This window comes from Sphingomonas kaistensis, from assembly GCF_011927725.1.
Classification (GTDB): Bacteria; Pseudomonadota; Alphaproteobacteria; order Sphingomonadales; family Sphingomonadaceae; genus Sphingomicrobium; species Sphingomicrobium kaistense.
This window is the reverse complement of sequence record NZ_JAATJC010000001.1, coordinates 2,777,514-2,790,071: the sequence shown is the minus strand read 5'-3', so window position 1 is coordinate 2,790,071 and position 12,558 is coordinate 2,777,514. Positions and strand designations below refer to the sequence as shown.

At 62.2% G+C, this 12,558-nt stretch carries 13 protein-coding genes; all 13 read left to right on the top strand.

The features are described from left to right. The first annotated feature begins 16 nt into the window (after positions 1-16). Positions 17-1,132 (top strand): phage major capsid protein, encoded by a 1,116-nt coding sequence (locus tag GGQ97_RS13815; protein WP_168070446.1) that lies wholly within the window; start codon positions 17-19, stop codon positions 1,130-1,132. 96 nt (positions 1,133-1,228) lie between these two features. Then, a complete protein-coding gene (locus GGQ97_RS13810) occupies positions 1,229-3,319 on the top strand; it encodes a glycosyl hydrolase family 28-related protein (protein ID WP_168070444.1) in 2,091 nt (696 codons plus the stop codon). A 64-nt stretch (positions 3,320-3,383) separates the two neighbouring features. Further along, positions 3,384-3,515 carry a hypothetical protein gene (locus GGQ97_RS14615; protein ID WP_280740522.1) on the top strand — a complete coding sequence of 44 codons (132 nt, stop codon included), beginning with the start codon at positions 3,384-3,386 and terminating at the stop codon, positions 3,513-3,515. A 9-nt stretch (positions 3,516-3,524) separates the two neighbouring features. After that, positions 3,525-3,806 (top strand): phage fiber-tail adaptor protein, encoded by a 282-nt coding sequence (locus tag GGQ97_RS13805; protein ID WP_168070443.1) that lies wholly within the window; start codon positions 3,525-3,527, stop codon positions 3,804-3,806. Beyond that, on the top strand, positions 3,806-4,327 hold the full coding sequence (locus GGQ97_RS13800) for a head-tail connector protein (protein ID WP_168070441.1): 522 nt from the start codon (positions 3,806-3,808) through the stop codon (positions 4,325-4,327). Before GGQ97_RS13805 ends, GGQ97_RS13800 begins: the two co-directional genes overlap by 1 nt. Continuing rightward, positions 4,324-4,647, top strand: a complete 324-nt coding sequence (locus tag GGQ97_RS13795; protein WP_168070439.1) for a phage head completion protein — start codon at positions 4,324-4,326, stop codon at positions 4,645-4,647. Before GGQ97_RS13800 ends, GGQ97_RS13795 begins: the two co-directional genes overlap by 4 nt. Beyond that, complete coding sequence (gene gp17 / locus GGQ97_RS13790) at positions 4,644-5,039, top strand: tail completion protein gp17 (protein ID WP_168070437.1); 396 nt, start codon at positions 4,644-4,646, stop codon at positions 5,037-5,039. The genes GGQ97_RS13795 and gp17 overlap by 4 nt, the downstream gene beginning before the upstream one ends. Next, a complete protein-coding gene (locus tag GGQ97_RS13785) occupies positions 5,036-5,446 on the top strand; it encodes a phage tail tube protein (protein WP_168070436.1) in 411 nt (136 codons plus the stop codon). The genes gp17 and GGQ97_RS13785 overlap by 4 nt, the downstream gene beginning before the upstream one ends. A 25-nt stretch (positions 5,447-5,471) precedes the next feature. After that, entirely contained in the window at positions 5,472-7,766 is a 2,295-nt protein-coding gene (locus GGQ97_RS13780; protein WP_168070435.1) for a DUF2460 domain-containing protein, read from the top strand. Continuing rightward, positions 7,763-8,566, top strand: coding sequence for a DUF2163 domain-containing protein (locus tag GGQ97_RS13775; protein WP_168070434.1), 804 nt, complete (start codon positions 7,763-7,765; stop codon positions 8,564-8,566). The genes GGQ97_RS13780 and GGQ97_RS13775 overlap by 4 nt, the downstream gene beginning before the upstream one ends. Positions 8,567-8,951: 385 nt before the next feature. Further along, positions 8,952-11,060 carry a GTA baseplate fiber-binding domain-containing protein gene (locus GGQ97_RS13770; protein WP_168070433.1) on the top strand — a complete coding sequence of 703 codons (2,109 nt, stop codon included), beginning with the start codon at positions 8,952-8,954 and terminating at the stop codon, positions 11,058-11,060. A 10-nt stretch (positions 11,061-11,070) separates the two neighbouring features. Then, on the top strand, positions 11,071-11,571 hold the full coding sequence (locus tag GGQ97_RS13765) for a DUF2793 domain-containing protein (RefSeq protein ID WP_168070432.1): 501 nt from the start codon (positions 11,071-11,073) through the stop codon (positions 11,569-11,571). 111 nt (positions 11,572-11,682) lie between these two features. Further along, positions 11,683-12,540 (top strand): outer membrane protein, encoded by an 858-nt coding sequence (locus tag GGQ97_RS14610; RefSeq protein WP_168070431.1) that lies wholly within the window; start codon positions 11,683-11,685, stop codon positions 12,538-12,540. Positions 12,541-12,558 lie beyond the last annotated feature (18 nt).

The window sequence follows — 12,558 nt, the reverse complement described above, 5'->3', positions numbered from 1 at the left end:
ACACTGGAGAACATGCATGGAATTCAAGGCTGATTCGCTTGCAGAGTCGTTCACGGCTTTGCAGGGGCAGGAGGGCGTGAGCGGGCTTCGTGCCGAGATCGACGATCTCAAGGCGAAACTTCGCAGCAACCTCGTCGAGGCGGGTCGCCCGGACCTCGGCACCGAACAGAAGAGCGCCGCGCAGGAGGGCTTTGGTGATTTCCTCCGGACCGGCGACAGCGGGTTCGAAGGAAAGTCGGTCGACAACGCAAGCGTCGGTGCCGGCGGTCACGCCATTCCGCGCGAGATCGACGAGGTCATTGATCGCACGCTGGTGGCCATTTCCCCGATCCGCCGGATCGCCAACGTGGTGAAGATCGGCAGTTCGAACTATCGCAAGCTGATCTCCACCGGTGGAACGCCGGCGGGCTGGGTCGGCTTCGAAGCGCTTCGGCCGGAAACCGCGACGCCTACCTTTACCGAGATCGTCCCGGCATCGGGCGAACTCTACGCCAATCCGGCCGCGTCGCAGCACATGCTGGACGATGCGATGTTCGATGTCGAAGGCTGGCTTGCCAACGAGATCGCGACCGAGTTCGCGCGGGCCGAGGGATCGGCTTTCGTGAAGGGGACTGGTGCCAACCAGCCGCTCGGCTTCCTTTCCTCGCCGACCGCGACGACTGCCGATGGTGTTCGTCCGATCGGTACGCTGCAGACGATCGGCACCGGCGTGTCCGCGGCCTTCCCGGCGACCAATCCGCAGGACAAGCTTGTCGACCTGGTCCAGTCGCTGCGCCAGCCGTACCGGCAGGGCGCCGTGTTCGTGATGAATTCGGCAACCGCGGCGCTGGTTCGCAAGATGAAGACTACCGACGGCGCCTTCATCTGGCAGACCGGGATGGTGGCGGGCCAGCCTTCGACGCTGCTCGGCTATCCTGTGATCGAAGCCGAGGACATGCCCGACGTGGCCGCGAATAGCCTGTCGATCGCCTTTGGCAACTTCAAGGCCGGCTACATCATCACCGAGCGCGCCGAGACGAGCATCCTCCGCGATCCCTATTCGAAGAAGCCCTACGTCTACTTCTACGCGACCAAGCGGGTCGGCGGGCAGGTGGTGAACTCGGAAGCGATCAAGCTTCTCCGCTTCGCCTGATCCTTCCTTGAGCGGCTCCGGCCGAGGCTCGTCAGCAAAAGAGTGTCCCAAGACATGGCGCTAAGCTTTACCCCAACGTTCGCAAATATGGTCCGGGTGACCACGTCCACGCAGGGCACCGGTCCTTTTCTTTGCGGTCCCGCGGTGACGGGCTTCGCGAGTTTTGCTGAATCGGTCTCGGCCGGAGACAGTTTCTATTATTCTGTCCAAGGCGTCGACAAGCCGCAGGAACGGGAGGTCGGTCGCGGCACCTACCTTGCCAACGGCACGATCACGCGGTCGGCATTGGGCGGATGCCTGACCCATTTCAGCAGCGGCGCAAAGACCATCGCGCTGGTGGCTGCGGCGGAATGGTATGCGGGCGTTCAGGAGTCGCTCGCACAGGGCGGTGACAGTAGTATCGTCGCCAATCGGACTGCACTGACCGCCCCCGCGGCCGGAGCGATCGGAGCCTGTTTACTCAAGGAGCTCGGGCGCGAGGGGATGTTTTCCTGGGATCCTGCGGTCCCGCCCGCCGTGCACCAGGCTGATCCGGGCCAAGGCTTGTTCGTCGCTCCTTCTGCGACTGCCAACGGGGCCTGGGTCCGACGCTTCGACGGTCCGGTCAATGTGCGGTGGTTCGGCGCCAAGGGCGACGGCAGCACGAATGACGGCGCGGCCTTCACGCGCGCGCTGACCTGCTTGAGGGCGGTCGCTCAGCAGGGATTCGGATATGGCATTGGTACCAATCGGCTGTACGTTCCCAAGGGGCATTATTTCCTTGGGACGACGACCCTCGACCTTTCCGCGTCGATGGTCATCGAGGGGGACAGCAGCGGTCTGCCAAGCGGGGGCGCCAGTGTCCTTCGCTGGTCGGCGAACACGACGGGTATCCGCATTCAGGGAAGCGGAACCAGCGGGGCAGAGGCGACCAAACCGACCGACTATGTGACGGGCACTTCAATGGTCCGCGGGCTGCACCTGATTGGCGGCTATATCCATGGATCGACCGCCGAGGGCGAGTTCCACGGCGTGCACATGCGGGCGATGGCAGCCGTCGAGGACTGCTTCATCCGGGGCTTCCAGGGCGATGGCATCCATGCGCGCGGTGATGTGGGTTTCGGCAACAATGCCAACCAGTCCTGCGTCACGCGCACGAGCATCGAATTGTGTCGCAACGGTGTGTTCCTGCAGGGCGGCGATGCCAACGCCTGCACTTTTTCGCACCTCAATGTGAATTCCAATCGGCAATGGGGTGTCCTGGATCGCAGTTTCCTCGGCAACACGTTCATCGGCTGTCATTCGGCCACCAATGGATCAATGATCGACAGCAGCGGCCCGAGCATCGTTGCGGCCAATCGTGCCCGCTATGGCGGCCGCGTCTACGCGGTGCTGATCGGCCAGGAAGACTGGTGCTCAACGAATGCGCCAAGCGGTACGGACGCGACCAACCAGGGTTGGCATTACATCGGCCCGATGGCCGACGACCAGCCGTGGAACAACATCCGGGGTTGGGTGAGCGGCAGCGCCTATCGATCTGGCGGTTCTTATGCCGCTTCGGACGCCAATAACCGAACGCAATATCTGTCCTGCTACAGCGAAGGCGACATGGCGCCGAGCCAGATCTATGGGCGCGGCCGTGTCGATGGTGGTCTGCACGAGAACGGTGTTCGCGGCCTTTACGTTTACAACGAATATGATGGCCTGCGCGTCGGCGGGAACTACCTGACGGCCTGCAAGGGTTTCCGGGCGTGGGGTCCGACCGAGCTTGGCGAAGGGGACAAGCCGTTTCAGGGCGCCTCGATCCTGAGCTCGAATTACTCGTTCCTGAAGTTCAAGGTGAACTACGCCGACATTGCCGAGATTTACGCGAATGCGTCCGGCCTGCACCTCAGCGCCAGCACTCAAGGCGTGCGTCTGCAGGTCGCGGCCGTAACGACGGCCACGGTGACGGCCGATGGGATCGACCTGACAGCAGGAAAGACGCTCAGGGTCGCCGGAACGCAGGTGGTTGGAGCACAGCGCACGGGCTGGACAGCTGCGACCGGGGCGGCAAATCGGAGCGCGTTCGCTGCTGCGACCGCGGGGACGGCGGCCGCTACCTACGTCCAGACGGAGGCTCAGGAGGTGCGCAATCGCATCGCTGCGCTGGAAGCACGTTTGGTCGCCCTCGAGACGGATTGCCGGGCGCACGGCCTGATCAACTGACGATCAGCCGGGGCCGTGGCCCCGGCCAATCCCTCGCACCAGAAGAGATAGGAAAGGACGTGCCGTGAGCATCGCAGCCTTCGCGCCTGCGCAGCACCCTGTCGCAGCAATTGCGGCGCCTTCGATCGTCAAGGCGCCGCCCAAGCGGACCGTCACGCCGCTCTACGACCAGATCATCGTTCCTGAACCCCGCTGAGGAGGCAAGATGGCCCTTGTGTTGAAAGATCCGGGCAGTGCGCTCGATTACAGCGTGGATTGGGGACTGCGGTACCTCACCGATGATGTCCTGGCGGAATCCAGCTGGAGCGTGGTTCCCGTCGAAAGCGGCGGAGTGACGATCGATGGGAGCCGCTTCGACGAACTGAGTGCCACCGTGAACGTCAGCGGAGGGGTGCCGGGCAAGGTCTACCGGCTGCTCAACCAGATCACCACCAGTCAGGGGCGGCACGACAGCCGTTCGATCCTCGTTCGCGTGGAGGTCCGTTGATGATCGTCGAGGCTAAGACCGCACTCTGCGTGAGCCTGTCCGAGGTTCAGGCCTACGCACGAGTGGAGACGGGCGAAGAGGAGGCGCTGCTTGCCGGCTTGCTGCGAACCGCCAGCGAAATGTGCGAAACGTTCCTCAACCAGGCGCTCATCGTTCGCAGTTTCGAGGCCAGGGTTAGAGGAAATGAGGGATGGACCTTGCTGCCTGTGCAGCCGGTGCGATCCGTCGCGTCGATCCGCAGGCTCAACGAGGTCGAGGTGCTCCCGGCCGCTTCTTACCGGTGCGATGTCGATTACGAGGGGCGGGGACATGTGGCCGGTCTGCAAAGTGGTGAAACCTTCTTGGTTTCCGGCACTGTCGGCATGGCAACCGAAGGCAATGACGTACCCGAGCCGATCCGGCAGGGCATCCTTCGCCTTGCCGCTACCATGTTCGCCAATCGCGACGGCCCGGTCGGCGACCTTCCCAAGGCGGTGACGGCGCTCTGGCGGCCGTATCGAAAGGCAGGACTATGCCGGTGAGCGAGTTTGCCGGAAGCCTCACCCAGCGCATCGAGTTGTGGGAGCGATCGCAGGATCGGCTTGCGACCGGTGCGTCGAGCGAAACCTTGAGCATGGTGCTTTCTTGCCTTGCAGCGATCGTCGCTGAGGGCGCGGGGGCCGCCAATGAAGCGATGAGCGTCAGCGCCATGCCGCGTTTCAAAGTCACCGTTCGGCGACAATCCGAGTTCGCCATCGATCAGCAGGTCAGGTGGCGGGGCCGGCGCCTGGTTGTCCGCCAGATAGTGGACGACCCCATGCTGCCGGACAGGCTGGTCCTGCGCTGCGAGGAGCAACGATGATGAGCGCCACCATCGCCCTTCAGGAAGCCTTAGTCGCAAAGTTGAATAATGGAGGCCAGCTCTCGGGTATCTACCACGATGCCCCGGCCCGCGCGCAATATCCGTACGCCGTGCTCAACTGCAGCGACGAACGCGACTGGAGCTGCAAGCAGAGGCAGGGGCGGGAGATCGCCCTGCAACTCGTGCTGTGGGACGAGTGGCCGTCGCGGTTGCTGACGCTTGAGAACCTCATCGAGGTCGAACTCGGCTCGTTCGAAGCAGGAGCCGACTGGCATCTCAGCACGATGGTACTCACGGGCAAGCGCCGTTCCCGCGATCCGGGTGGTCCGTGGAGTTGCATGTTCGAACTCCGGGCACGTCTCATCGAAACAACCGTGAGTTCAGCAGCATGAGCCTCCCCATTGCTGGAAGCGACTGCCTGCTTCGAATCTCCAACGGCGAGCCAACCCCCCAGTATCTCCTGGTGGAAGGGCTCCGCCTGAGCGGCTGGAAAGTGTCGCAAGAGGAAGTGGATGTCTCCGACCTGAGCGATGGCGGATGGCGCAAGCTGCTGTCGGGAGCGGGGCTGAGGTCATTAGAGGTCAAGCTGACCGGGCTATACCTGGGCTCGGAGGGCGAACTCCGTTTGCGCGACATGGCATTCAGCGGCGTGAGTGCCGAATGCACGCTTTCGCTGGACCAAGGAACGGCTGTTCGCGGGCAATTCATCGTGTCGGAGCTGCGATTCGACAGCGCTGTGAACGAGGAGGCGACCTACGCCTCGATCCTTCGCAGCACTGGACCTGTCAGCATCAGCTGAACAAGCAATTTTGGAGGAGGCGACCATGCGGCACTGGTTGACGCGTGACGACCGACGGCTGCGCCGCGACGTCATCAAGCGCTTCGAACCTTCGCACTGGACGGTGGATTTCCCGCGGGGGAGCATGGCTTGCGTCGTCAGCCACCCTGGCGAAACCCGCCTTACTGCGACTGCGACTTTCGGACGAAAAGGCGATCTGGTTGGGCTTATCTTCACGACGATCGATGAGGCTGTCCACGTCGCGCATCGGCGTCACGCGATCACCAATTATTCGCGCTGTACGTTGCGGTTCCGCTGGCGTTCGATCGGCCTCGCCCAACTCGACGCAGTGAATGGACCTTCACTGACCATCGAGGGGCGGGACGAAGCCGGGAACGAGCGCATCTGGTATGTTCGTTTGTGGAACTACGCCACGGGCAGCGGATCGGATGCGACCGTCGAGTTGCCCTTCGACAGGCTGATGGCCGGCTTCCAGATCGACGAGAATAGTGAGCGGATTCATGTCGGTGACATCAGCCGCATGTTCATCAGCCTGGTCCCTCCGGGCTTCGTGGATGGAAGCCAGGAACGCTTCTCCGATATAACGGAGGCAGAAGTCGATCTGAGCGAAATAGAGTGTCTCGGTTCCGGTAGCGTCATTCCGATCAACGATGCCTTCGTGCCTGAGCACAAATTGCGGATCTGCACGGCCTACGACGACAGCTATCACCTCACTCCCGAGCGGGTGATCGATAGCCTGGAAAGGCTCGGCTATCGCGGGTTGCTCGATCATTACGTCGGGATGAGCCACTATCCAGCGCTCGATGGGGCAGGACTGGCGGATCCGACAAAGACGCTGTGCCTGCCGGCGCGACGCTGGCACGAGAGTTTCGCTGCCGTTGCGCAAAGCCGAGGCTACGACGTCATTTGGTCGCTTTCCATGGAGCTTCTGGAAGAACTGTGCCCGGAGGCCTGGAAGCAGCGGGCGTGGAATGGAGCGCCGGCTCGGACGGGGTGGGTTCCGCCCTCGACCTTGTTGTCGCCGGCCGTTGACGAGGCGATTGGCTACCTCAGCCGGGCCGCGTGCGACTTCGTCGAGATTGGCGTGCAGGCGGGCCTGGCGCCCAAGTTGCAGATTGGCGAGCCATGGTGGTGGGTCACGAGCGCTCATGCCATCTGCATTTACGACGAGGCAAGCGCGGCGCGATGGCCAGTCGGTCACGTTCCGATCGAGGATGTGCGTACTGTTTCAGCCGAGCAAATACATGTTCTTGATCGTGCCGGAGCGCTGCTCAGCTCAGCGACTGCCTCAATCGTCGCAGCGGTGAAGCAGAATACACCGCTACTCCAGTCACATATCCTGATTTATCTGCCTTCGCTCTTGCGATCGGATGCACCCGAGGTCGTGAGGGCCAATGTTCCGGTTGGCTGGTGCGCACCTGCCTTCGATGTCCTCCAGCTCGAAGATTATGACTGGGTCACCGAGGGCCTGACCACCAGCCGTCTCAACGCGCTCGAAGTGGCGAGGGCCCGGCTCGGCTACGCGCTTGAAGACTGCCATTACCTGGCCGGCTTCGTCACTGCGCCAGAGCATGCAAGCGACTGGAACGAGATCATGGCCGCGGCAATCGCAGCCAGCGACGCAGGCTTTCGCGAGGTCTTCTTGTGGGCCCTCCCGCAGGTGCTTCGTGACGGCCTCACCGTCTTTCAAGGAGAGCAGGAAGTGCAAGCCTTTCGCGACGTTGCCTTCCCAATCGAGCTTGGCCTCAACGCCACTGTTGAGCCGTGCTTCTCGACCACCATTGCGACGTCGCCCGGCGGGGTCGAATATCGCAATGCCGACTGGCAGCAGGCACGTTTGAGGTTCGATGTGGGCCCCTGCCTGCGCAGCAATGACGAACTGCGGACGCTGATCGCCTTTTTCCGGGAAATGCGCGGCAACGCTATCGCCTTTCGCCTTCGTGACTGCACGGACTTCAGTTCCTCGGGCATGATCGGCGTGCCATCTGCAACGGACGTCTTGCTTGGAACCGGGGATGGCGTCCGCAGGCGTTTCCCGCTCATCAAGCATTATGGTGAGGGGGAGGAGCGGCGAATAACCCGCCCGGTCGCAGAGAGCTTGGAGATTTCCGTTGGCGGTCTGCCCACGGATGCATGGAGCCTCGCAAACAAGGGCGTGGTTGAGCTTGCGGAAGCCCCTGCCGCCGACGTTGAAGTCCGAGCAGGGTTCTATTTCGACGTCCCTGTACGGTTCGAGGAGCCAAGCCTTCGGATCAGTCACAAGACGCATCTTGCGGGCGAGTTGATCAGCGTACCGCTCCTGGAGGTCCGTGAGGGATGAGCCAGTCAACGGATGAAGTCACGACCCTGGCCTATGATTGGATCCTCCAGCGGCCGGATGGTGCAGGCTTCGGAGCGACCAGCCACGATCGCCGGCGGATGGCGGGATCGATTACCTTCACGCCCGATCTGGACCTCGCACCGAGTGATCTGCTGATCAGCGAAGAGATGTTTCCAAGCAGGCTGCAGCTTCGTGGCAGCCTCGGCGGTGGCGCGCTTGCGAGTGCTGACCTGCTCTCCGGGAAATGGCGAGGAGCAAGTGTGCGATTGCTCTCGAGCGATTGGGCGCAACACGCAGATGGAGTGGTGATCTGCGACGGCGAACTCGGCGGGGTAGAGGTGGATGGCAGCAAGAATTCGATGCAAGTCGATCTTCTCCCCGCCGCGCTTCGCCGGCAGCCCTGCATTCAGACCAGCCCCGAGTGCAGGGCAGTACTTGGTGATCGACACTGCAGGGTGGACATGCGCACTCGTCGGCTACGCGTCCAAGTCACTGCGATCGAGGCAGAGACGATTATCGTGAACGAGGCTCAGACCGAGCGCTTTCGCCTGGGTCGGTTGCGGTGGATCAGCGGCGCACAGTGCGGTGTCGAGCAGACTGTGATTGCGAGCGATGCAGGGAAGCTTTCGCTGCAGAACTCCGAGCATCATCCTGCAGCGATTGGCGATTGGGCAATACTCAGCGAAGGGTGCGACGGTCGGCGGGCCACCTGCGCGGAGCGTTTCAGCAACATCCTGAATTTCCGCGGTGAACCTGATCTGCCGGGGTCTGAAATTCTGATGCGCTTTCCGGGTGCCTGAGCCGCACGAACGCGCACGGGCGCTCATCGGTATTCCTTTTCGCCCGCAAGGGAGGGACCCGCTTGTGGGCTTGGATTGCATCGGGGTGGTCGCTCACGCCTTCGAGCTGACTCTGCTCGAAGCCCCTCGATACCGCCTTACGGACGGTGACTGGGGCCTGGTGGAGCGAGGCGTCGCCCCGTGGTTCAACGCAGTCTTCGGTCGCGAAAGAAGCAATAGCGATCTTGCAGTCTTCAGGCTCGCGCGGTCCTGTCATTTTGGCGTGGTCAGTGGCGACGATCTGATCCACGCCGATCTCAAGATTGGCCGGGTAGTAGCCCGCCGCTTGCCGGCAAGACTTGGGCGCGAATGCCGCTTCTTTGAATTTCGTAGAGGGTGTTGAGGCATGGCCAATCTTGTTCTGGGCGCTGCCGGCGCAGCGCTCGGTGGGCCAGTGGGCGGCGCCCTGGGATCAATGCTTGGCCGGCAGATCGACCGCAGCCTGGGGCGGGTTCCAAGTGCACGACTGTCCGACTTGCGAGCACCGTCCTCGCAGTATGGCGACCAGATACCATCCATTGTTCGCTCCATGCGTGTTGCTGGAGTGGTTAATTGGACCGCGCAGCCAGTGGCTACCGCAACGGTGAGCAAGTCTGGTTCCAGCCAGGGGAGCAGCGTCAGCTTCGCCTATGCCATAAGCTCGGGCCGCGTCGGCCAGATCGGGCGCATCTGGGCCGATGGGCGAGTAATTCGCGACCAGGAGGGGCGGCAGGAAGTCTCCTTCGAGATGCGATTGCACGATGGAGACGAAGATCAGCCGAGCGATCCTCTCATCGCCTCCATTCTGGGGGATGCGAGCGCCCCAGCCTTCCGAGGCATCGCCTACATTCTCTTCGAAGATTTCGATCTATCAAGCTTTGGCAATCGCCTGCCGTTCATCACTGTGGAGCTGCTCGGAACCGGAGAGCCGATTGCTGCCGAGCAAGTTCTGAGCAGCCAGCTCGGCATCGACGGCGCGATAGCGGCTGCGGAGCATCTGATTGAGGGTTGTGCGCTGACCGGCGATAACCTTCTCTCGGCAATAGGCCCGTTCTGCGATGCCTTCGAACCGTCATTCGCTTATGCCGATGGTGAGTGGTCGCTTGGAAAGGCAGCGATCCATCACGTCATCGACGATGCCTTGTGGACCTTGGACCATGCAGCGCAGAGCGTCGTGGGGGTTGGGGGAAATGATCATCCAACCAAGGTGTCGGTGCGGTTCTTCGATCCGGATCTGGACTTCGCGGCAGGCGAGAAAAGCGCGCGGTTTCTAGGCGTTGAACGATTGAAGCGCATCGAGCTCCCGGCTGCGCTTGAGGGCAAGCATGCGAAGGCTACGGCGTTCGAGCGATTGGCAAGCACAAGGGGGAAGGCCCACCCGGCCTGGCTCAAGCTCCCACTCAGCTACGCAGATGTTTGCGTCGGCGATCACGTCAGCTCCTCACGCAGTCCCGCTCAGCGTTTCCTGGTTTGCACGAAAGAGCTGGCTTCCGGGGAGCTGAAGTTCGGCCTGCGAAGGCAGGCAGCCTCCATTGCGTCCGAGGAGGCAGATGCAGGCGGCAGGCGACTTGCAGGCGCACTCGGTCGGGAGCCATTGGCGGTGTCCGTTGTGGAAATGCCCGGTTTGCCAGGAGAAAATGAACCCGAAGTCGCAATTCTCGTCAGTGGCGGCCACGTTCCTTTCCAGCAACTGCCGCTAGCTATCTCGATTGATGGTGTTGAACAGACCAGCTCATCAGCTCCAACCGCGTGTTCACGTGCAGTGCTACTCGATCCGCTGCCGGCCTCCGCAGGCGAACTGATCGATAAGCGCAACGCGATCCGCGTCGAATTCGACAAGGATCCATTCTTGACCAGTTGCGACGAGAGCGCGTTGCTGGCGGGCGCCAACCTCGGCTGGCTGGATGGAGAATTCATCCAGTTCGCAACGGCGAAGCACCTTGGTAGAGCGCGGTACGAGCTATCTGGCTTGATCAGGGGGCGTTTCGACAGTGGCGTCGCAGTCGTTCACGACAGCGGCTCACAGTTCATCATGTTGGCGCCCACTGCCTTCACGACGCTGAAGGTAAGCCACGCAAATATCGGCGCTACCTTTGTTGCCAAGGTGCATGGTCCCGACGGCACCGTCGCCGAGGCGACTGCGACGATTAAAGGCTTGGCTGCAAAACCCTGGACGCCCGTCCACCTTTCCGCTGCCGATGTCGCCGACGGATTGGCCGTCAACTGGGTGAGACGGTGCAAGGAAGGGGCGCCCTGGCTCGATGCCGTGGAAACGCCGATCGGTAGCAGCCGAGAGGCTTATCGCGTCAGGCTGACCGATCAGGAAAACGTTACCTTGGAGCTCGAGACATCGACTTCCTCGGCCGTTTTCGCTGCGCAAAGCCTTGCCAGTTTGGGTGCCCGCCCGTGGCGCCTCGTTATCGTGCAACTTGGTGACTTTGCCGCAAGTCGCGAAGCAATTCTAACGGTCAAATAAGGAGCGCGGGATGGCAAAATCGCATCGCATTGGACTGCCGTTCCTGTCCGCGGGGCAGGCGCAAAAAGAGCTTTTGCACAACGAGGCCCTAATTCTTCTGGATGCAGTCGTGCAGGGATGTTGCGAGGGAGGGCCTCTCAACTCTCCACCGGAGATCCCGGAGCAGGGTCTTTCTTATCTTTGCGGAAACGACCCCATAGGCGAATGGGCCGGTCGCCCGCGCGACGTGGCATGCTGGTCGGACAGCGGATGGAGGTTCATCACTCCTTTCGACGGCCTGCAGATGGTGGATCGGAGCAACGGCTGCACATGGCGCTTCATGGCGGGTCAGTGGTCATCGGGGATCGTCAGGGGAAGCGAACTTCACCTCAATGGGGTACGGGTCGTGGGCGATCAGTATACCGCGATCGCTAATGTCTCTGGCGGAACCGTCGTCGACACTCAGGCGCGTGATGCGCTGGCGCAGGTCCTGTCAGCCTTGCGGAGTCATGGACTGATAGCGTCAGCATAGTGAGGCTTGAAAGCCACACGCCGTCGTTTTCGAGGCGCTGGTGAAACAAACAGAGGAACATCGGCGGCCGGTTTCCTATTATGGACCCCAACTTACCAACGAGGGGGACGTATGACGTCTAAATCTGCTCTGCTCGCCGCAACGCTGCTCGCGCTTGCCCCGTCTGCCGCCCTTGCGCGCGATGGCCTGCCGTACGTCGGCTTCGAGGGCGGCGCGGTGAAGCCGGAGAAGCTCAAGCTTGATTATCAGTTGGGCGCGTTAAACGTCTCGAACGGGATCGTCGTCGAGCACAAGACCGGTTTCGATCTCGATTTCATTGCAGGTTATGATCTTGGCCTGGTGCGTGCCGAAGCTGAGCTTGGCTGGAAGCGTGCCGTGCCGAATGGCGTTTCGGTTGCGCCTGCGATCCAGTTCAACAACACTGGCCCGCTGACCATCGATGGAAGGACGAACGTCCGCTCCGCAATGGCCAATCTCCTTCTCGACTTCGGTAGCGACGACGCTCTGCAGGTGTACGCCGGCGGTGGCGTCGGGCTGGCTCGCGTTTCGCTTAACAACGTCATCGCCGGGCCCAACGTGCCGGCAGGGCGTGGAGTGAGCGGTAGCGACCGTTCGTTCGCATGGCAGTTGATCGCCGGCATGCGGGTGCCGGTCAGCTACAATGTCGATCTCGGCCTCAAGTATCGCTACTTCAGGTCCAAGGTCGATCTTGAGGACGCGACCAACCTGTCGACTGTGGAAAGCCTCGACGGTCGCTTTCGGTCGCATTCGATCCTGGCCAGCCTGATCTTCAACCTGGGTCGCGAGCCGGTTCCGCCGCCTCCGCCGGTCGTTGAAGCTGCGCCTCCGCCTCCGCCTCCGCCGGCCACGCAGACCTGCCCCGACGGAACGGTGATCCTCGCGACGGATCCGTGTCCGGCCCCGCCGCCGCCGCCTCCGCCCCCGCCGGTTGCGCCCGTTCGCGGCTAATCTTCGTGAGACCCGGTT